Origin of the sequence: Hyphomonas sp. CY54-11-8, from assembly GCF_000682735.1 — a bacterium.
Taxonomy (GTDB): domain Bacteria; phylum Pseudomonadota; class Alphaproteobacteria; order Caulobacterales; family Hyphomonadaceae; genus Hyphomonas.
The window spans coordinates 1-20,428 of record NZ_AWFD01000013.1 but is presented as its reverse complement, the minus strand read 5'-3'; the positions used below and the strand labels follow the sequence as shown (position 1 = coordinate 20,428).

Here is a 20,428-nt window from a genome sequence, read left to right as displayed (position 1 = left end):
GACCACCTATCCGCGCCCCATAACTCCCGATAATGGGGCATAGTGTGGTTGAACTTGGCTGGCATTTGCCGGGCCTTTTAAGCGAAACGGCGCAGATGTGCTGTCAAACGAATCGAACCAGTCTCCGCTTTTCACGGACGAGCAGGTGCTAAGCGACGAGAAGGTAGCGCCATTCGCGAAGGGCGGCGTCTCGCCTCTTCTTGACGTCTGTACGGGAGTAGAACTGCCTTTCGAGATTAAAGTGATTGTATACAGATGAATTGATTTAAGCGAACTTTTTGCAGACTGCGCATGCGCCTCAAACGAGACAACGCCCGCTCTCGTCGGCGAAACGGCAAGTGGGAATTCTCAGAACCATTGTTCATATGCCGGCCGCATTCCTGGCGCCCTGCACTTCCGATCTCTTTCATCCTCGCGCCATGGGAGTGGCACCTTTTGGTCACAACGACATGCGGGTTGCCTCATGGCTTTTCGCATGAACTTCAATTCAGAAGTTTTGTCTCTTGTCTTCGTGACGAAGGACTCCAGGACTTCGCCCTCATGGTCGACGGCACACCACAAATAGTGGGTCTTCCCGCGGATCTTTACGAAGACTTCATCCAAATGCCACTGCCATTGCGGTGACTGCCTCACTCGTTCAGATCGGCGTTTGCGGATCTTGGTGGGCCAAATGCATGCCGAAACGGTCCGTGACTGGGTGGACCGCTTCGTGGCAGATATCGATACCGCGCTCATTAAGCAGGTCTTCGATATTGCGGAGCGATAACCGAAACCGGACATACATCATCACCGCAAGCTGGATGATCTCAGGCGACGTTTTGAAATACCGGAATGGGTTCTGGCTGATCTCTGGAGCCTAGCTCCAGGGTGCGCCGTCTCAAAGTCTGTTGCTCTGACGATCCCAGGCTTGAAACCAGCGCCTATATTTCGGAAGCGCTTTCGTCGAAGAAAGTCTCATGACCCTGCCGAGAGAGGTGACAGGGCCATGAGCCAGGGATTGGAGCCCGCTCGTCAAGCGTGCGTCCCCACCCAACCTGACGAGTACCACATGTCTAGCTTCGAGACTGGCTGCCGCGCCATCCCCTGAACAGGGGGCGCGGCGTTTCCGGAAATGTGACAGCTGGGAATATTCTGGTGTCTTCAGATGCTATCGAAGCGAGGCGCAGACCATTTGTGGAGGTGACAGGGGCTGCGGACAGGTTAGACGTCTGTGATCTTGATGGGGCCGCATGAAATGATTGCAACCAGACTTATGCTCCTGGCGCCGCTGATGCGACTTATCCTGCTCTCAGTGGCAGGCCTGCTCATGTTTCTTGGTATGGTTCTGGTGGTTCTGCAACCGGAAACCGGCTGGAACTGGTCGCCAGCTTATTGGCGGCCACTTGAGGATACGCATCAGGCCATCTGGGCGTCGCTGTGCACGGGACTTCTGGCCTGGCTTATCTCGTCCTGGATCTGGGCACTGAAACCGATGAATGTCCCCGCGGTTCTGTTTGCGGCCAGTGGTTTCGCCACTCTGGCGTTTTGTTTTTCGTCCTTTATCCCGTGGATTTCGCTTCCCATGTCAGAGGGGACGGTTGCATGGATATGGGCTGTAAACATGCTGGGGGCTTCAGCCTTTGGCATCATCATGACCTGTCTCTTTCTGGTCTATCCTTCGCGCGTGACATACTGGAAGCCGCTGAGCGTCCTGACTGTATTCGGCTTCGGTGCCTGGACCTTGCTACGCACCTTCGGACCGTTCCAGGATTTCGCAGAAGTCCAGCGCATCACCACGTTCGAAATGCTCGCTATCGTCGTCGCTGTAGTCTTGCAGATCCGATCATCAGCCAGAGACCCGCGCAAGCGAGCCATTGCAGTGTGGCTCGGTGCATCGACTTTGCTCGGCGCTGGCGCTTTTATTGCGACCGTTGCCGCCCCAATTACGCTCGGCTTCAGTCCGATGGTTCTGGAGAACTACGCGTTCAGCTTCTTCCTGATTATTTATGTCGGCCTCGCTGTCGGACTGATGCGGTATCGTTTGTTCGATTTGGGCGTATGGGCATACCGTCTGGTTTTCTACGCCTCGGCTGCGCTCGCACTGATACTACTGGACATTGCTCTGGTCAGTTTACTCACCCTCGATCCCGGGCAGGCACTCGGGGTTTCGCTTTTGCTCGTCGCCATTGTCTATTTGCCGATGCGCGACAGTCTCTGGCGGAGGATCGTTCAGCGGCGCCCTGCCAATGATGATGACTTGTTTCACCTCGTCCTGGATGCTGCCCTGAAGCCCACCGAGCAGGAACGAGCAGCCGGTTGGAAGGCGTTGCTTCAAAATCACTTCCAGCCCCTCGAACTTGCCGAAGCGGAAGACGCAATCTCGGAACCCAGGCTTGGCAATGAGGGTATCAGCCTCGGTATCCCCGGTGTCGCTGGCGTTCCGTCTCTCCAGCTCATGCACGCCCATAATGGTCGCTCGCTATTCACGCCGCGCGATGCGGGCGTGGTCATGCATCTCGTGCAGCTGATGAAGCATGCTGAGGCCAGCCGAACGGCCTATGACCGTGGGGTATCTGAAGAACGATTGCGGATCGCGAGGGATATCCACGACAATATCGGCGCCCAGCTCATGAGGGCGCTGCATTCTGCGAAGCCCGACCGGAAGGATGCCATGATCCGGGACACGCTGGCGGATTTGCGGGATGTCATCAACAACGCTCAGAGTCCAATCCTGCCGCTTGACGAGATTCTGGCGGATCTTCGTGCCGAAACCGCTGAGCGTCTGGAACCCCATGGCGTGTCACTCCGCTGGAGCTTGCAGGCAGATGCCGGCATAAAGCTGATACCATCCACCGTGCATGCACTTCGTTCTCTGGTCCGTGAGTCGGCAAGCAACACAATCAAGCATGCCGGGGCGAAATGCCTGGACGTCCGCCTTCGAATTACCCCTGATCGTGTTGAGGTCGAGGTTGAAGACGATGGATCCGGCTTTGACATAGCTACCGTTGAACTCGGTCAGGGGCTTGCCAACATGAAGGCCCGTGTCGAGGGGATCGGTGGTGTGTTTACCCTCAGCCAGGGGACAAGCGGCGCGCAGTTGCAGGCACAATTTCCCCACGAGGTCGCCGCGCCGTGAAAACCATTCTTATCGTCGAGGACATTTCTGAAACGCGAGCCTGGCTGCACGAGGCGGTCGAAGCGGCGTTTCCTGGCAACGAGATCCGGGAAGCGGCGAATGTCCGAGAAGCTGTCTACGCTATCAAGGGACATGATTTCGACATTGCAATTGTCGATCTCGGCCTGCCGGATGGTTCTGGGACAGAGATTATTTCGGCTCTCTCGTCCTGCAGGCCAGAGACAACAGTTGTCGTGGCGACTGTTATGGGCGACGATGCATCGGTTATTGCCGCTCTGTCACAGGGTGCGCAGGGTTACCTGTTGAAGGATTCCCCGTTCGAGACCTTCGTCCGGCAGCTGACTTTGATCGAACAGGGCCTGCCGGCCCTGTCGCCGTCAATCGCACGCCGTATTGTTGAACATTTCCGCAAGACCGCCGTTGCACATGAGATTAGCAACGACTTGACGCCACGTGAGCGAGATGTACTCGGCTTGATCGGCCGTGGCCTGAGAAACGCGGATGCGGCCGTCGCCTTAGGGCTTAGCGAGAGCACGGTGGCGAGCCACATAAAGTCGATCTATGCCAAGCTTGGCATTTCCAGCCGGGCTGAAGCCGCACTCCAGGCTGCGCGTTTGGGCCTGACGCAATCCTGACCTTCAAACTGCCTGATATGGAATTCCAGTCAGGCCAGATAGGGCATAAAAGACCGGCAGGATGGTTGTCCTGCCGGTCATCCATTTCAATGTCGAGGCCCGGCTTTGTCGACAGCCGAATTTACTGGCAGACCGTTGCGCTCGTATTGCTACCTTTCATGGTGCAATGTGCCCAACGGTATTTGTCCCGGGTTTCAGCGGAAATCTGCGAAGCGCTCTTCATCGGCGCCGGGGTGAAGGACGGGCTACTGTTCGAGTAGGTCGGCGCGCTCGTTCCATAGAGTTGCTTCCAACGCGCATCCGCCATGCCAGGCGCGTTCGTACCAGTTCCAAACGTGCCTTCCAAGCCGGTTCCACGAGCGGAAAGCTCGGCGTCTGCGGCTGCGCGCACCGGGCCGGTCTGGAACCAGAGCGCAGCAGCGTAGAGGTCGTTCGTGGATATGTCGCTCATGCGGCCGGCAGACTGGGTGGCGAGGATGGCTTTCTGGGCAAGTTCTTTTGAACCGGCAGAGTTGATTGCAGCGCTGACGGCATCACCGTAACGACCTTGGGAGAGAGGCGTATCGACCAACTGGCGGTAGGCAGCCATTTTTGCTTCGTATTCGGCCATTTCGCGGTTGTAGGTTTCCCAATCCGTCGCGGTCTGGCAGGCATCGGTATGGCCGAAATCGCAGGAGCGCCGCATATAGAGGGCACCGAGCTCATACTCTTCGATGCTGAGGTAAACGCCGCCGACATTGCGGCAATGCGCGCCGGCTTTTTGCTCGTCGCAGCGGATCATCGAATAGATCAGGCCTTTTTTTGCATCGAATGTGGCCGCATCCGGATCGGCATATAGGCGCGCGGCAACGTCGCACCCCATCACATCGTGAAACTGGTTACAGGCCTGTTCCGCGAACCAGCCGGCCGTCTGCATATCGATCAGGCTCGGATACTGGCCCTTCTTTCCATCCCACGACCAGTCGAGCCCCCAATAGCAGGGGTTCTCGACACCTGCCGTGCAGCCGGCCTTGGCCGTCTCGACGGCCTTCTGGAGGTCAAAGGCAGGAGACGTATCACTTATCCGGTGGCCGATGGCCCGGCTGCAGCCATCGGCATGACCCATGCTGCAGGCGCGTTCCATGTATTCTACGCCCTTCAAGACATCTTTTTCGAGATTGCCTTCTCCGAGACTGACCAGAATGCCACTGGTTGAACAGCCATCTGGCACACCCATGTCGCAGGACTTCAGGAAATAGGTCACGGCTTTCTGCTTGTTTTCCTCGACGCCCGCCCCCTGGGCATATTCGGCGCCAGTGTAGAAGCAGGCCTCCGCATCTCCAGAGTTGCACGCGTTCTCAGAAGCAGAACCTTGCGCGGATGCAAGTGACGCGCACCCCAGCCAAATTCCCAGCATAAGCCATTTTCTAAACATTCGATTCTCCCGCTGATATAGGTCTCGGAGCAATCGCATGAAGGCATCGGTCGCGCCTCCCCTGTTCAGGTGAGGGTGTTACTGAATCACTGGAGCTGGTTTGGCAGTGGATAACTGCTCATCTGTGCCGCTTCGAATTTTCTCGAATGCCCAACTTCAGCTTTCGCGATGTGCTGTGAGACCAATTCTAACCCGTCTCCATTTTTCGCGGACGAGCGGGCCTCAGGCAACAAGAGGCTCAAGCCATTCAAGAAGAAGAGCGTTACGTAGCGATTTGAACCTCGCCCTGCTAGCGATGTTTTTTTTGGTGATTAAGCTGATTGTACACAGACGGATGGATTAAAGCGAATTTCTGAAGGCTTCGCATTCGCCGGAAACGAGACATCGCCCGCTCGCGTCGGCGAAACGGCAACTGCGAGTTTTCAGCACGAATGTTCAGGTAGCGACCATACTCCTGACGCCGGGAATTTCCGATCTCGTTCATGCCGCGCGACAAGAATGGCTCCTACCGGTTACGACAACCTGCGGATTGCTATACCGTTTCATAGATTTTCTCATGAATTTCAATGCGGAAGCTTTGTCTCGGGTTTTCATGACAAACGGTTCGAGCACGTCGCCTTCATGATCAATTGCATGCCAAAAATAGTGAGTCTGCCTACGGATCTTCACGAACACTTCGCCTGGGTGCCATGGCCACTGACTTCTTTGGCGCATGCCCTCTGACCAAGATTTCCGGATATTGTGCGTAAAATAGGTACCGAAGCGATCCACCCAATGCCTGACCGTTTTGTGACAATTGTCGATGCCACGCTCATGAAGCAGGTCTTCGACATCACGCAATGACAGCGGAAATCGCACATACGCCGTCACCGCGAGTTGGATGATCTCGGGAGACGTCTTGAAATATCGGAATGGGTTCTGACCCTTCTCTGGAGCCTAAGCTCCAGAATGCATCATCTCAAGGCCAGTTCCGTTGACAATCCCCAATGGCGGTCATCCGCGTTGCACGAAGAAACGGCGATCATACCGTTAGTGCATCAATGATCGATGAGATCGCCTGCTGCGCCTTGGTGCGCATTTCTTCGTCTGTGGCATCCTGAATGGGATGCGGAACAAGCACGTAGCGCGCGTCTTCCATTCCAAGCGCGCTGCGCTGAAAATTGGCGGCTTCTTCGAACTCTGACGAAGCGACGGAGACTGCTGGGATTCCCTGGATTTCAAACCAGACTGTGTCGTGCAAACTGCACGTCGTACAGGAACCTCAATCAGCCAGCGCTTCGACGACGTAATCCACTTTGCTCGCAATTTCCCGGCGTAGGTCATCCGGGCACGGCTTTGTGAAGGTTGGCTTCGAATACCGCTTTATCGCAACGCCCGGCGCCACAGATGCGAGCTGGCGTTCGATTTCGTCCAATAACACATCGCCGCGCGGCTTGCGGATATCGAGCAATGCAACCGTGCCGGTGAGCGCACCGCTCCGCGGAGTGATCTGGCGCACAACCGGTTTGCGCTCGTCAGTGGGATCGAGGATTGTTGTCATATCGTACCCTTCTCTTACTTCCTCTTACTGATCATACTCTTTCCCAACCAAGTCTCTAGCCCAAATCGATCTTACGCGACACAGATTGTGAGCCGATTTCGCCCGTCGCCCATCCATGGAAAACAGAGCTAAACTTGCCGGCATCCGAGCCGGCAACGACAATATGGATGTATTCCGGCCCCGCAAACTTGCCCACGAGAGTCTCAAGTTTCTGCGGCCCCATTTTTTCGGCCGTTTTCTGGGGAATGCCTGCACCGGATATCTCATCGGCCACCATCTCGCTCAGGGGGCGTCTGGTCACCTCCTGGATTCGGGCGCGTAGTCGATCCTTAGGATAGTCCCCTTCGCAAATCAGCGTATCAATATGTTCGGGACAGACGACGAGTAGCGCGTCTATCGGCAAGTTGCGGACTTTCGGGAGAAACACTCCCTCCATGCCCATTCCGATCGAGCCGGCGACCTGATCAGGCTTGCGCGATTCCTGGTCGACAATATGCACAGGCCCGCCCGTCATGGCGAAAACCGTAACCACCGAATCCTCTTTTTCAAAACCGCGCTCCACGTGAAGCGGTGGCCAGGGGGAACGTTCTTCATTCTCAGCAAAGCACATCGTGTATTTCATGGGATTGCCAAGCGTGGAGCGTTCAACCCCGCCAAGCTTTCCTCCTCCCACATTACCAATGATCAGACGAAGCGCACGGCGGTGCTGTCAGACAAACTCGAAACAGTCTCCGCTTTTCGCGAACCAGCCGGTCTTAAGCGACGAGAAGCGCCCGCCATTCGCGAAGAGCGGTGTCTCGTTTCTGTTTGAACCGGATTCTGGTGTTGATGTGCCTTTCGAAGTTGAAGTGATTGTATACAGACGAATGGATTGAGACGAATTTCTGCAAACTTCGCATGCGCCGGAAACGGGACATGGCGCGTTCTCTTCGTCGGATTGGCAAGTGTGAGTTTTCGGCGCGGTTATTGAGATGGCGCCCTGTTTCTTGGCGGCCTTCGTTCCCAATAACTTTCATGGCGGCCCGATAGGACGGGCATCTATCCGTCACCACGACATGCGGATTACCATACCGCTTCATTGCTTTCTTGAGGAATTTCAATGCCGAAGCCTTGTCCCGAGTTTTCGTAACGAAGGACTCCAGAACTTCGCCCTCATGGTCAACGGCACGCCACAAATAGTGAGTCTTCCCACGGATCTTTACAAAGACTTCGTCCAGGTGCCACTGCCATTGCGGCGATTGTCTCATTCTTTCCGAACGACGCTTCCGTATCTTTTGGGCAAAGTAAGTGCCAAAGCGGTCCACCCAGTGACGAACCGTTTCATGGCAGATATCGATGCCGCGTTCATGGAGCAGATCTTCAACATTCCTCAATGACAGCGGAAATCTGATGTACATCATCACCGCAAGCTGGATGATTTCGGGCGACGTCTTGAAGTAGCGGAACGGTGATCTTGTCATTTTCTGACGCTACGCCCCGAAATCACCTACTCAACCCCGGTTCCGCTGACAATGCCATTTTTCGAGCTTATGCGCCAGGATTGGCTGCCTCAAGCTCAGTTCCGCTGACAATGCCCGGGCGACGTCTTGAAGTAGCGGAACGGCGATTTTGTCATTTTCCGAGGCTAAACGCCAGGATCGGACGCCTCAAGACCGGTTCCCCTGACAAGGCCTGCCAGCGGATCGCTCCTTATCACCCGGCACTGAGCGTCAGCAATGGGGAAGCGCCATCGCTTTCTGCCGACTGCAGAGACAGCAGGAATGACACCAGGCTGAATGTCGTTTTCGACTCTAGGTCAGCATCGTCGATCCAGAACCAGTGGCCACGATAATGGACTTTAACAAAAGCCCCATCCGGATTTCCGCGGCCACTTTTGACACTGAACTGATGGGCTAGAAACTCATTCCAATTGGCTGTCCTTGCAGACTGCATTTCACTGATGGTGACGAAACCGGCCGAGGTATGTTCCGGCGGGACAGCCACAGCATGAGACAAAGTATAGAGCGCACCGAGCACCGTTCTGGTTTTCGCCAGCAGCTCGCGGGCTCCGAACTCGTCCTTGCGTTCAACCAGGCGGAACTGCATGAGACAATCCGTTGCAGACAAGAGAGTCTCAAGCCGGCTGCATTCAGCCCCCTCCTGTGCATCGATCACCAGATAGGTCTCAGCCCCTTCTTCGCCGTCGATGACATGGTATTCGACGTAGACTCGTTCCTCCCGCTGGATCTTGCGGAGGATGCTGGCCGCCTCACGGAAATCCGAATTGTCCGGCAATTCTGAAGGGGTCGGCCCGGACGCTCGCGGTCCGTTTGCTAGGCCACCCAGCCGCTGAACGCAGCAGGCGAGCAACCGCTCGATGCTCCAGCCGGAATTGGCGAGCAGGACGATTGTCTCGGCGGAAATCGGCGAAAGCAGGTTCCGAGCGAACTCGCTTCCCTTCAGCGGGGCATAGCTGACGGTTGGCGTTTCGCTATACGTCGCCCCCGGGATCAGCAGGGTTGATCCCTCTTTCAGTCCTTTGAACGGAAGCATGTTCTCAGCAGATACACCAGCCACATACTGGCGCTGCGTTGTGACGCTACCGATGTCCATGAACACGATCGTGTCCCGATACCGGAGGCGGACGATGTTCAGTAGGAGTTGTTCATCCTGCGACTGTGCAATCGCGTAATGATATTGGTAGCCGGAGGGCGCCACTGCGCGTGCACCATAATTCGTGGTACACCCCGCCATCGCGGTGAACACCAGAGCCAGCAAGAGGCTGGCCCTCAGAAAAGCTCCGGCTACCTTGCACATCCCCACCTCCTGAATGCCTTCTAGTCCCGCAACCGGCTTCTGAAATCGCGTTTAGCGGATTCCAGGTCACTCGACAGGCGCGAGCGCAAGTCTGATCGTAATCGGTCCAGTCGGCTTCCTCCCGCCTCGAGCAGCTCCGGCGTCACCCCGACCCCCTTCATGGAGTCGATCATGCTTGGCCCGGTCAGCTTGAACCCTTGCGCCTGCTCGATCGCACCGATTGTCCAGAAGTCTTCTGTCTTAGTCCAGGCATCCATGGTTTCGAACGGGATGCGGAAATAGCCACGATCCGCCCATTTTTCGCTCCAGCTGTTTCGGATAAGATATGTTTTGTCGACTAGGTCGTACCCAACGATGAGCATGGCATGCCCGGATGGAGGCTGGGTCGTGACCACTTGATCAGGCTTTGGCATCACGCCGGTCTGGGCGGCGATCTGGTAATACTCCCCCGGCGCGAACATGCCAAAGACCACAGGCAGACCTTGCGCAAGCACTGTGAGTGCCGGCACGCCGCGCGGCGTGCGTGCGTATTGAACGGCCTCGTATTGCGAAGCATTCTGGTAGCAGTTCGCGGGCGGCTGAACTGTCACCATCGCCTTCTCGAAAGGCCACAACCGGGCTTCGCAGGCCCCAAAGGCGAGGATGGCGGCCATGCCATGGTGGATGAAGCTGCCCGTATCCTGCCCCTCCGAGCCGGACAGGCTGCGCGCATTGTAGTAGACAAACAGACGTGAAAGGTCTGTCAACGGTAGGCCTGCCTTCTTCTGGTGCAGCTCCAGCGCACCGATGACGGCATTGGCCACGCAGGAATTGGTCGTCAGCTGGTCTTCGACCGGTGAACAATGGATCCGTAAATCGATCCGCTCGGGTAGGGTCACTGACGGCGCGGCAAGGAGAGGCGCGGGCTTTGGTGTCTCCTCGAACAGGCATCCGCCCAGACTATAGTTGTTCCAGCTATTGGACATGGCCTGTCCTCCATTATGCGATGAAAGAGGTGTATTGTTGGCGCCGCACCCGGGGCATTCGAAACTCCACACCCCAAGCGGGTAGCTGCAATTCCAGCAATGGGTCGGGTATCCGGCTCCGTGGGTCGGCTTTTCTGACTGGTCGTTCATGGGCATGGGTCCCCAGGCATATGGTTCACGTGCATCTGCCCCTGCTGAAGGATATATTGTCCGTATGGGTCATAGGTCTGATAGTTGATGTGACAGCCCCGGTCCCATTCCATCCTGCCGTTCAGCGACATCCCCATGGCGGGCGCAACGACTGTGTAAGTCCCGCTGCTGCCGGAAAAGCTACCACTCAACTGCAGAGCCGCCCCGTCCATGGCATAGCCCGAGCCGCTGAATTGCCCGTTTGCGCCGACCTGCATTGAGTAGACTGCGCCATACCCGTCATTCCATTGCCCGCTGAGACTGGCATAGGGATTGGCCCGAGGCCTTGGTGTCGGCGTGGGTGTTGGTGTCGGAACAGGCGTAGGGTCCGGTACCGGATCGGGGATCGGGTATCCCATACAGGCTTGATATTCCTCCCCGGAAAGCCCGGCACAGGAATCTGGGTCTCCACCTCCGCCGTCATCCGGGATCAATGTAGCGATGACCACCACGCCAAGAATCGCTGCTGCTGCGATGCCGCCCCACAGCAACGCCTTGTTCGGAGGCGGGTTTGGTCCATCCGTGTCACTCTTGCGCACCGTCGTGGTCAGGTTCACTGCGTCGACCAGCGCCTTGCGATAGTCCTGCGCCGTTTGCGGTCGGTTGGCCGGACGGTTGGAAAGCCCTCTTTCGATCAACGTATCGATTCCTTGGGGAACATCCGACCGACCGCCCGAGGGTGGCTGCCAATGTCCCTGCGGCAGGACATCCACCAGCAACTCATAGAACAGGACCGACACAGAATAGAGGTCTGCAGGCGGGCCTGCAGTATCGGGATTGGTCATCTGTTCCGGCGCCATGTAACGCGGCGTGCCGAGCCCTGTACCGGTACCGCTTTCCAGCCGGTCGCCTGCCGCCCGCGCGATGCCGAAATCGAGGATCTTCAGCGGCGCTGCCTGCTCGGTCGGTGTATCCATCAGGATAATGTTTTCCGGCTTCAGGTCACGGTGGATCACGCCAGCATCATGCGCCGCTTTCAGGCCGTCGAGTGTCTCTGCTATTATGCGCGCGGCGACGCGGAGCGGAACGTCGTCGCGCTGCTGCACTTTCTCCCGGTGCCAGGACCTCAGAGACTGGCCGCCGAGGTATTCCATCGAGACGAAGGGCTGTCCGCCCGCCTCCCCGACATCGTAAACCGCAACGATATTCGGATGCCGGATGTCGCGTGCGGTAATGCCCTCCGATATCAGACGCTTGACGGCGTTCGCGCCCCCCAGTCGTTCAGGGCGGATCAGCTTCAGCGCAACTGTCTTTTCGGCAAGCTTATCCTTTGCCTTGTAGACAACCCCCATGCCGCCGCGCCCCACGATCTCATCGATTTCGTAGCGATCTGCGAAGACGGTTCCCGGCTCCAGCGCCGGAGCATGCGAGGCTCCGTCGGACTGGGTCTGCGTCTCGTCAAGCGTTTCGAGCCCGCCCATTGTCATCAGGGAAGTGACAGACGCCGCAGCCGCAACAGCCGGTTGGGGTACGGGCACAATCGCTGTCCCGCATTCCGGGCAGAACCGGGCGTCGGGTTCCAGGGCGGCATTGCATTTCGGGCACTGGTCCAATGTCTCACCCTCCCTTTTTTAGGCTCGGAACACGCGTAATGGTCACTTCGGCGACGGATCCGTGTTCGACCTGAAACCTGACGGTCAGGGCAAGCGCCCCGTCCACCTTGACCAACGGCTCGATGCGGTCGCCGTCACGAAGGGCGATTTCCTTACCCGTCCCATAGGCCTCACCGTTGATCCGTACACCCCCACTTCCGTTGACACGAAGAATGAGGCGGTTGCATTCGATGTAGAGCTCGAAATGACGCCGGGAAATGAGGCGGCTGGCATGTTCGTCGATCCCACCATCCGGCGTCTCCGCCAGCAGCCTCACATCCCCCGGGCCACCACTCCGGCGGCTCCGCGTGCGTCCCACCGCAAGAATTCCGTCCGGCGTCAGAATGGGACCGTCCGGCGGCGTGTCCTCCTTCGGAAATCCGCGCCAGACCATTTTTGTGTTTTTAGGAATCCAGAGCGTTTCGCTGAGCCCCCGCAATCCCAGCCTCCGCTCTTCCCGCTCGGCCCGCACCAGTTCAAGCTCAATCGCTTCCGTTGTTGCCTGAAGAACCTCGCGCTTGTCGCCCTGTCCCGAAATGTAGATCGTGTTGCCATGTCCGGCAGATTCCCCGCCAATCGTGACGACTGGCCCGGACTTTTCTTCGTCACCTTCGACCGTCAGCCTCAGGTCAGCGGAAAAGGCATAGCTCTCTTCCCGCCAGCGCCAGCGACTGGAAACGGCGACAAGTATCTCGATGTTGTGTGCCCCTGCCCGTGTCAGCTGACTCGCCGTGACAGTCACCGGGCGTGCCTGCCCTGCATCCAATCGCTCCCAGCCCAGATGTTCTTCACGCCACGCTCCTGCAGCTTCCCGGCTCCAGAGCCTGGTCACGAAGAGCGGGCGTTCAATCGCCGAACGGTTCGCAATAGATATCGGCAAGGCGATCGCGCTGCCGACCTTGGCTGCGGTCAGAGCCCCAGGCGCGATCATCAGTTGAGGCGCAACGCACACGGTACAAAGCCCCTGGTCATCCAGCAGACCGCCACATTCTTCTGCCGCCATGCAACGGATCAACGGCTTTCCGCACTCACCGCAATAAGTGGCATCCTTGTCCATGGCGGAGGTGTAGCAACACACCGCCTGGGTACGCCGGGGCAAAACGGAAGAGGATGCAGCCGTCATCAACATCAGGTCCGCATCTTGTGGCCACAGCCGGTGCAGAAGTTCGCCTTTGCCGGCAGGACGCGGCCGCACTCCGGGCACTCCACCTTGGCTGATGCGACATCCATGTCGGACGACACATCGTCCCTGCCGGACTTTCCGCCGGCGCCATGGGCAACACCTGTTGCGCCGGTCATTCCGGCCTTGAGGATATTCAGTTCGTGCGCCCGGCTGGCTTCGCGCTCTTCCGCAGCGCCCTTGATCAATTCACGCATGGACTCCATGGCGTTATCACCTACCGTGGACGATGCCCGGGCCTGCTCCTTGAGGACATCCGCCACATCGGCGGAAAGCCCTGCATTGATCGCGAGGATCTGCTCAGGCGTCATGCGCGCGCCCGCCTGCAGCTGAGCGACACGGCTGTCGGCATCTGCCTTGGACTCTGCAATCCGGTTGGCGCTGCTGGCATTCCCTTTTTTGATGTCGCGTTCGGCGTCGCGGTCCTTCACACCCGATTCCAACTCCATCAAAGTGCTGAGGTTCTTGGCTGACTGCTCGGCGGCAACCCGGGCAAGATCCAGCTCAATACGCTCCTTTCGTTCATGGAGTTCAATATCAGTCAGGACACCTACCTTCTTCATCTCGGCGACATGCTGGGCATCGAGCAGTTCTATATTGCGTTCAGTCTCCCGCAGATGGCCCGCTTCTTTGGTCAGATCCGTCAGGTGTGAGGCTTCGGCAAGCTGGTTTTCCATCTTGGCGGCGCGTTCGGTCCGCAGCACCTCAATCTCATGTGCCAGCGCCTGCATTTCCTGGCGCCTTGTGGCCGCTTCCCGGGCATCCAGGAAGTTGACCTCGCTTTCCAACACCATGTGGGCAAGTTCGTCCTCACTGGCATTTTCAAGCTTTGCCAGGTCGACATTCGCCGTGACCTTGACCTCGGTCGCCTCGGACTGCCGGGCGACTTCCCGCTTCAGCAGCTCCAGCTGGTAGTCGAGCGCTTCCTGCTGGCGCGCGACCTGGGCACGCTCGAATTCTTCCCGTTCGACGGCATTCAGGGCCCACTGTACCGAGACCGCCCGGACCATGATACCGATGTCCCCGCAAATGCGCTCGGCTTCCTGCATCATGTCGGCCTGTATCTTGTCCTGCAGGCCAGTCTCTCCCCGGATGTCGGCAGCTTCCATTCTGCCAATGACGGCTTCCATGACCCGGTCTGCGAAGTGCGGCGCGATCCGGTCGACCACATCGATGCGCGACAGCGCCTTGCGGCCGGTGATCGGGAAATCACCCATTTCCGGATCGAACTGCTGACGTGAAACCCCGCCCATGAGGCCAAGGATGTTGGAAGGCTTGTCCGGGTCCAGCTGCAGCTCAAGTGTCGCTGTACCAGCAATTTCGACATGGTCCTTGGACATCGCTGTGACCGGGATCTGAACCTGGAACGGTTTAAGGTCCGCCAGCATCAGCGCGATATGGGTCGATCCGCCCACGACGCCCTTGATGGCATTGGCCAGTCCGCCGACGGAGAAGTGCGCGCCCTTGAACGAGTTGATAAGCTCGCCATTGCGAAACAGGAGCGCAGCGAGATCGGGCGGTGTGGCAAAGCGCTTCTCGAAGAATGCCTTGAACTCCGTCTCCCGGACGAATTCAGCCAGGAGGTTCGGATCGGTGAGTACGAGCGGTTGCGAGGCCATGGATCAGCCCTCCTGCCAGTTGCGTTCGGAAATAAAGCGGTAAACCTGAAACCCGATCACAAGTGTTGCGACCGTGAACGAGATCGGATGACTCTGGATAACGGCCATGATACGTTCGGCCGTGGAGTATTCCTTCATCATCTCGCCCATGCGCGTGACCTGGAAGATCGCGCCGAAAATCATTGTGGCGAGCGTAAACAGGGACATGAAAAAACTGACAAAGCGGGCCAAATGCTGGCCAAGCGTGACGGGCCCGCGCTTGCGGTGCGCTTCTGCCCGCGCCGCCTCGCGCTCGCGCCGTTCCAGTTCCTTATCGAAGGCTTCGCCCCGTTCCAGCGCTTTGGCGCGGGCCTTCTTGTCGACCTTCAGGAAATCGGGCTGAGCCTTCCGGCTTTTCTCGGCCGCATTGACCGGGGTGAGGTTCGATGAGGCCCGGCGCCACAGGACGAAGACCGTGATCGCCAACCAGACCCCCGTTGCCGCCATTGTCAGGTTGAACAACAGGTCGATCAGCGGCCAGGCATCCGGCGGTATCTGGTTCAGCGTCTCGGACATTATGGTTTCCTCAGATCAGGGTGTCTGCAGAAGAAGGCGCAGGGGATCCGGGGAACGGGTCACGCACCCCACAAATTATTTTCCAGGGCTCAATGGGCGATTTCGCCGTTGACGCCGAAGTCCCGCCGCGCCGAGACAATCGTGACCATCACGCCGGCCAGGACATCCAGGAAGCACATCATGGTCAGCAAGAAGAAGGTTGCCGTCGCAAAGTTCCGCATCATCAGGAATTCGATCATACAGAATACCAACAGGAACATGGATGCGGCGTGGTTCGCGATCGCCGCTGACCTGGTACTGGTTGATTTCACGATCTCCACGAACAATACGCCAAGGCCGAGAAACAGGAGCGTGTCGCTCACCTCGAAGCGCCAGCTGACCCCTGAGATCATGGGCATCTCGAAGAAAACAGCATCCAGACGCGCAAGCACCGGAGGTAGTCCCGCAGCAGTTTCCCCACCCGCCGAGAAAGCGATCAGGTTGTAGATCAGGACTGGCACGACCAGCAGCGGGAACAGTGTGAATGCTTTTCTCATTTTGAAGCCCTTTCGAAAGCTCACAACGGCGCCGGCACGCTGGACAATGCGCCTGCGAGCCCCAAAAGGTGTCCGTCATTATGAAAGGCGCGATCCTGCCGTAAAAAGGGTCAGCGCGTCTGAAACCATTCCCCCAAACGGCGTATCCGCTTGTGCTCCTGTAGCAACTATGGCTAGTCTCTGGCCGAGGGAGACGCATGGAACAGCCAAATTCCATCGACGCAAAACAACTTCTGCAGGCTTGGCGCAACGGCGACACCCAGGCCCGCGACGCCTTGTTCAATCTGCTCTATGTCGAGTTGCGGCAGGTTTCGGCCGCCTTGCTACGGGCGGAACGAAACAATTCCCTGTCGACCGGGGACCTGGTCAATGAAGCCGTTCTGCGCTTGATCAAGCTTGAACAGATAGAGTGGACCGACAAGAGCCACTTCCTCGCCCTGTCCGCACGCGCCATGCGGCGTATCCTGATAGACCATGCGCGAAAGAAGAATTCGGACAAGCGCTACCACCACAAAGTGACCTTGGTCACTCGCGTGGAAGGCGTATCGCAGCGTTTCGACATGGACCTGCTGGAAAAATCCCTGATCCGCCTCGGCGTGATTGATCCGGACAAGGCGGAGATCGTTGAACTGCGGTATTTCGGTGGGATGAGCCTGCAGGAGGTTGCGGAAGTCGTCGGCGCCTCGGAGTCGACCGTGAAACGGCAATGGCGCGTGGCACGCGCTTGGTTGCTGGACGCCATGACGGAGGAAGTGGATGTCGGAAGCGGATACGCTTGAACAGCAGGCACTGAAGCTTCTGACAGACGCATTGGAGCAGCCGAGCACAGACAGGGAAGACTGGGTACGCAAGCAGGCTGGCGACAATGCTGCGCTGGTCAGCCGTGTGCTGGCACTGCTTGAGGCAGACGGGTCCGTCAACGCCGCGCTCAGGACAGGGGGCGCCAAGCGGGACGCCGGCGACGCGCCGCCGCCCGACCGCGCGGGCCCTTACAAAATCACGGGCATGATCGGCCGGGGGGGCATGGGCGCGGTCTACAAGGGCGAGCGGGACAGCGGCGACTTCAAGCAGATCGCTGCCATCAAGATTATCCGGCCCGGCGTGCTGAGCGATAGCCTGATCGCCCGCTTCGAGCGCGAGCGGCAGATCCTCGCCGATCTTTCGCATCCGAACATCGCCCGCCTATTCGACGGCGGCGCCCTGCCAGACGGATCGCCGTATTTCGTCATGGAATATGTCGATGGTGAACCGATCACCGAGTGGGCTGATACCGCCGGGCTCGGACTGGACGACCGGCTCTGGCTGTTCCGGGACATATGCACCGCCGTCCGCCACGCGCACCAGAACCTGATCGTGCATCGTGACATTACGCCCTCGAATGTCCTGGTTACGAAGTCCGGCACCGTGAAGCTGATTGACTTCGGTATCGCGAAGCCTCATTCCGACGAACTCGCCGAGGTAAGCGAAGCGCCGCCTTCAACAAAGTCCCTCGCTTCGCTCAGTTTTACGCCCGGATATGGCGCACCGGAACGCGCACAGGGTGCCCCGGCTAATACCTTGTCGGACATATATTCGCTCGGAAAACTGCTCGAAGCGCTGGTACAGAACCATCCGCCGAACGCGGATGTCGCCGCCATCATCGCGCGGGCCGCTGCCGACAATATGGAAGAGCGCTACGCCTCGGTCGACGCCCTGATCGAAGACCTGACAAACTTGCGGACCGGGTATCCCGTCGAGGCCCGCGCGGGCGGATCACTTTATAAATTCAGAAAATTCCTGTCACGGAACCGCCTGGCAATGACACTTGGCACGCTGGCGCTGGTCGGCCTCATCGGAGCGCTGGGCATTACACTGCATGAATACAATCGCGCAGAGCAGGCCCGGCACTACGCAGCGGCGCGCTTCGAACAGGCTCGGGGCCTCAGCAAAGTCTTCATTACCGATGTCTATGACGCAATCGAACACATTCCCGGCTCGCTGGAGGCGCGGGAAAACCTTGCGGGTATCGTGAGAGACTATGTGGACGAGCTCGCTGCCGATCCGAATGCACCCGATGACGTCCTCATGGACGTGGCCGTTCAGAACACCCGCTTGTCTGACTTGTATGGCGGGCTGGGTGTGGCGAATTTCGGCGATACAGAAACCTCTTTTGCGCTGTTGCTGAAAGCGGAAGAGGCTCTCAACCGTCTACTCGAACGGTCACCGGATGATGTGCATGCAATCGACGAAATGGCCTGGGTGAAACGGCTGAAAGCCAATCAGGAGATGAGCTACCAGCTCGACATGGACGCGGCCCGCCGAACCAATGAGGAGGGGCTGGCCCTGGTCGAACGCGGCATGACCCTGCCGGGTGCTGACGAGACGAAGCTCTTCTTCCGGCTCTGGAACTCGCGAGCTGACCGGGTGAAGATCCTGATGTACCAGAACGACTATGAGACAGCCATCGCCGAAGCCCGGCGCTATCGGGACGAACTGGCCGCGAGCGAATACGAAGAAAAACCACGCCGCCGTCTATCCCGGCTCGCCTATTTCGCCCGGCTGGAGGGTGAAGGACTTTCAGATACCCAGCACTGGGAAGACTCCATCCCGCCGCTCGAATATGCCGTGGAGGCCTATGACGAGATCCTTGCAGAGAACACAGCCGGTTATTATTACAATCTCCAGAAAATGACAGCGCTCAACCCGCTGGTAATGTCTTACCTGAAAGCCGGAAAAGGCGACGAGGCGCTGCAAACGAGCAAGGAAGCGGTCCGGATCGCGGAAACTCTTCGAGAGGGAGATCCGAAGGACGCTGCCTCCCGGGCTTTTCTCGCCACACAGCTTGAAATGGACGGCAGGGTCGAATCCGAATTCGGAGACCGTGACGCGGCACTGTCAGCCATTATGGAGGCGCTGGATATTCGCCGCCGAGTGATTGCAGATTTCCCGGACACTGCCGGACACCGGAGAGATCTCGCCGGCACGCTGAAAACTGCAGCTGTTGTGTACCAAGGTTTCGGCCTCCACTCCAAAGCCTGCGATGCGCTCCACGAGTCAATGGGTCAGCTGACCTTATTAAACACCGCTAAAGCCCTGACCAATGTGGAACGGGATGTCTGGATCCCAGAAGTCTCCCAACAGATCGCAAATTATAGTTGCCCCTCTGAATAGGTCCTGTGCTGGCGCTATCAGCGGGGCGAAAGCGATATTCGAACCGTCGGTACACAGATTGACCTGAGACCCTCGCGTCCCTCATTCATTTCGAGAGTCTAGCCCTTTCATAGTCCATGGTTTGAGGTGTGGCGAGCGCGTCGGGAGCGGCGCTCCCAACATGCACGAGCGACCGGCGCGCTGCGGGCGTCAGCCCGCCCAGCGATGAGTGAGGCCGGTGGTGGTTATAGTCATGTCGCCAACGCCCGAGGATCTTGCGGGCATGAGCGAGGCTGTCGAACACTTCTTCGTTCAGGCACTCATCACGCAGCTTGCCGTTGAAGCTTTCGACGAAGCCGTTCTGCTGCGGTTTGCCCGGGGCGATATAGTGCCAGGCGATGCCGGTTTGGTTCTGCCATTCGAGGATGGCGCGACTGGTCAGCTCCGTCCCGTTGTCTGAGACGATGGTTTCGGGCCTGCCATAGAGACGGATGCAGCGATCCAGTTCACGGGCCACGCGGGCGCCTGACAGCGATGTGTCCGCCACCAGTGCCAGGCACTCGCGCGTGTAATCGTCGATCACGTTCAGCATGCGGAACCGCCGGGCCGGCCCAAAGACATCGGACACGAAGTCGAGGCTCCAGCGCTGCGACGGACCGTCCGGAACAGGCATCGGTTCGCGTGTTCCAGTCGCGCGCTTGCGGCCACGCCTGCGTTTCACCGACAACCCTTCCTCCTTGTAGAGGCGTCTGAGCTTCTTCTGGTTCATCACGATACCCTCTCGTGCCAACATCACTTCGATCCGGCGATAGCCGAACCGGCGACGTGTCGCTGCGATCTCTCGCATGCGTTCGCGGATCTCAGGGTTGTCTGGTTCGGGCTCTCGCCGGACAGTCTTCGGATCGACGCTGACCAGTCGGCAGGCGCGGCGCTGGGAGATATCGTATTTATCAATCACCTTCAGAGCCGCAGCCCGCTTCAACTGGGGCGTCGTCAGTTCTTTCCCAGCAAATCTTTCAGGATCGAGTTGTCGAGCATGCTGTCAGCCAGCAGCTTCTTCAACCGCGCGTTCTCGGTCTCCAACGTCTTCAGCTTGCGGGCGTCCGATACGTCTGTCCGTCGTCAGGTAATTTGAGACTTCAGGCTGCCTGACTTAAGGAGGG

15 protein-coding genes and 4 pseudogenes are annotated in these 20,428 nt (G+C 58.3%); 4 read left to right on the top strand and 15 right to left on the bottom strand.

Features of this window, described 5'->3' with window-relative positions:
- Positions 1-148: 148 nt before the first annotated feature.
- A pseudogene (locus HY17_RS20715) lies at positions 149-787 on the bottom strand (IS6 family transposase).
- Between the two features lie 465 nt (positions 788-1,252).
- Between HY17_RS20715 and HY17_RS10460 the strand changes: the two are divergent.
- Positions 1,253-3,115, top strand: coding sequence for a sensor histidine kinase (locus HY17_RS10460; protein ID WP_065383150.1), 1,863 nt, complete (start codon positions 1,253-1,255; stop codon positions 3,113-3,115).
- Positions 3,112-3,750, top strand: a complete 639-nt coding sequence (locus HY17_RS10455; protein WP_034766434.1) for a response regulator transcription factor — start codon at positions 3,112-3,114, stop codon at positions 3,748-3,750. The genes HY17_RS10460 and HY17_RS10455 overlap by 4 nt, the downstream gene beginning before the upstream one ends.
- A 121-nt stretch (positions 3,751-3,871) precedes the next feature.
- Here HY17_RS10455 and HY17_RS10450 read toward each other — a convergent pair whose 3' ends face one another.
- From HY17_RS10450 to HY17_RS10395, 13 genes and pseudogenes are all read right to left on the bottom strand, one after another.
- Complete coding sequence (locus HY17_RS10450; protein ID WP_175354490.1) at positions 3,872-5,164, bottom strand: tetratricopeptide repeat protein; 1,293 nt, start codon at positions 5,162-5,164, stop codon at positions 3,872-3,874.
- Between the two features lie 222 nt (positions 5,165-5,386).
- Positions 5,387-6,049 (bottom strand): annotated as a pseudogene (locus tag HY17_RS20710) (IS6 family transposase).
- Positions 6,050-6,185: 136 nt separating this feature from the next.
- Positions 6,186-6,704, bottom strand: a complete 519-nt coding sequence (locus HY17_RS20650; protein ID WP_304412369.1) for a UGSC family (seleno)protein — start codon at positions 6,702-6,704, stop codon at positions 6,186-6,188.
- Positions 6,705-6,759: 55 nt separating this feature from the next.
- Entirely contained in the window at positions 6,760-7,326 is a 567-nt protein-coding gene (locus tag HY17_RS10435; protein WP_233348748.1) for a hypothetical protein, read from the bottom strand.
- A 133-nt stretch (positions 7,327-7,459) separates the two neighbouring features.
- Complete coding sequence (locus tag HY17_RS10430) at positions 7,460-8,164, bottom strand: IS6 family transposase (protein ID WP_034766430.1); 705 nt, start codon at positions 8,162-8,164, stop codon at positions 7,460-7,462.
- A 232-nt stretch (positions 8,165-8,396) separates the two neighbouring features.
- Complete coding sequence (locus HY17_RS10425) at positions 8,397-9,461, bottom strand: hypothetical protein (RefSeq protein WP_139068911.1); 1,065 nt, start codon at positions 9,459-9,461, stop codon at positions 8,397-8,399.
- A gap of 59 nt (positions 9,462-9,520) precedes the next feature.
- Positions 9,521-10,465, bottom strand: a complete 945-nt coding sequence (locus HY17_RS10420) for a C1 family peptidase (protein WP_034766428.1) — start codon at positions 10,463-10,465, stop codon at positions 9,521-9,523.
- Between the two features lie 146 nt (positions 10,466-10,611).
- Entirely contained in the window at positions 10,612-12,132 is a 1,521-nt protein-coding gene (locus tag HY17_RS19425; RefSeq protein WP_233348747.1) for a serine/threonine-protein kinase, read from the bottom strand.
- 6 nt (positions 12,133-12,138) lie between these two features.
- Positions 12,139-12,207 (bottom strand): annotated as a pseudogene (locus HY17_RS20705) (zinc-ribbon domain-containing protein); the annotation flags it as partial.
- Positions 12,208-12,211: 4 nt separating this feature from the next.
- Positions 12,212-13,369 carry an FHA domain-containing protein gene (locus tag HY17_RS10410; protein WP_175354491.1) on the bottom strand — a complete coding sequence of 386 codons (1,158 nt, stop codon included), beginning with the start codon at positions 13,367-13,369 and terminating at the stop codon, positions 12,212-12,214.
- 5 nt (positions 13,370-13,374) lie between these two features.
- Entirely contained in the window at positions 13,375-15,045 is a 1,671-nt protein-coding gene (locus HY17_RS10405; protein WP_034766425.1) for a zinc ribbon domain-containing protein, read from the bottom strand.
- A gap of 3 nt (positions 15,046-15,048) precedes the next feature.
- The gene (locus HY17_RS10400; protein ID WP_034766424.1) at positions 15,049-15,600 is read right to left on the bottom strand and encodes a hypothetical protein; all 552 of its coding nucleotides are present in this window, start codon (positions 15,598-15,600) and stop codon (positions 15,049-15,051) included.
- A gap of 89 nt (positions 15,601-15,689) precedes the next feature.
- Complete coding sequence (locus tag HY17_RS10395; protein ID WP_034766423.1) at positions 15,690-16,136, bottom strand: hypothetical protein; 447 nt, start codon at positions 16,134-16,136, stop codon at positions 15,690-15,692.
- 197 nt (positions 16,137-16,333) lie between these two features.
- Here HY17_RS10395 and HY17_RS10390 point away from each other — a divergent pair, with 197 nt between their 5' ends.
- Entirely contained in the window at positions 16,334-16,915 is a 582-nt protein-coding gene (locus tag HY17_RS10390) for a sigma-70 family RNA polymerase sigma factor (RefSeq protein WP_034766422.1), read from the top strand.
- Positions 16,893-19,286 carry a serine/threonine-protein kinase gene (locus HY17_RS10385; RefSeq protein ID WP_034766421.1) on the top strand — a complete coding sequence of 798 codons (2,394 nt, stop codon included), beginning with the start codon at positions 16,893-16,895 and terminating at the stop codon, positions 19,284-19,286. The genes HY17_RS10390 and HY17_RS10385 overlap by 23 nt, the downstream gene beginning before the upstream one ends.
- Positions 19,287-19,371: 85 nt before the next feature.
- Here the strand turns inward: HY17_RS10385 and HY17_RS10380 are convergent.
- A pseudogene (locus HY17_RS10380) lies at positions 19,372-20,378 on the bottom strand (IS3 family transposase); the annotation flags it as partial.
- Positions 20,379-20,428: the final 50 nt, after the last annotated feature.

Coding starts and splice junctions, on each gene's coding strand:
- HY17_RS10395 (WP_034766423.1), bottom strand. CDS start 16,136: ATGAGAAAAGCATTCACACTGTTCCCGCTGCTGGTCGTGCCAGTCCTG.
- HY17_RS10430 (WP_034766430.1), bottom strand. CDS start 8,164: ATGACAAGATCACCGTTCCGCTACTTCAAGACGTCGCCCGAAATCATC.
- HY17_RS10460 (WP_065383150.1), top strand. CDS start 1,253: ATGCTCCTGGCGCCGCTGATGCGACTTATCCTGCTCTCAGTGGCAGGC.
- HY17_RS10385 (WP_034766421.1), top strand. CDS start 16,893: ATGTCGGAAGCGGATACGCTTGAACAGCAGGCACTGAAGCTTCTGACA.
- HY17_RS10435 (WP_233348748.1), bottom strand. CDS start 7,326: ATGAAATACACGATGTGCTTTGCTGAGAATGAAGAACGTTCCCCCTGG.
- HY17_RS10390 (WP_034766422.1), top strand. CDS start 16,334: ATGGAACAGCCAAATTCCATCGACGCAAAACAACTTCTGCAGGCTTGG.
- HY17_RS10450 (WP_175354490.1), bottom strand. CDS start 5,164: ATGTTTAGAAAATGGCTTATGCTGGGAATTTGGCTGGGGTGCGCGTCA.
- HY17_RS10405 (WP_034766425.1), bottom strand. CDS start 15,045: ATGGCCTCGCAACCGCTCGTACTCACCGATCCGAACCTCCTGGCTGAA.
- HY17_RS10420 (WP_034766428.1), bottom strand. CDS start 10,465: ATGTCCAATAGCTGGAACAACTATAGTCTGGGCGGATGCCTGTTCGAG.
- HY17_RS10400 (WP_034766424.1), bottom strand. CDS start 15,600: ATGTCCGAGACGCTGAACCAGATACCGCCGGATGCCTGGCCGCTGATC.
- HY17_RS10410 (WP_175354491.1), bottom strand. CDS start 13,369: ATGACGGCTGCATCCTCTTCCGTTTTGCCCCGGCGTACCCAGGCGGTG.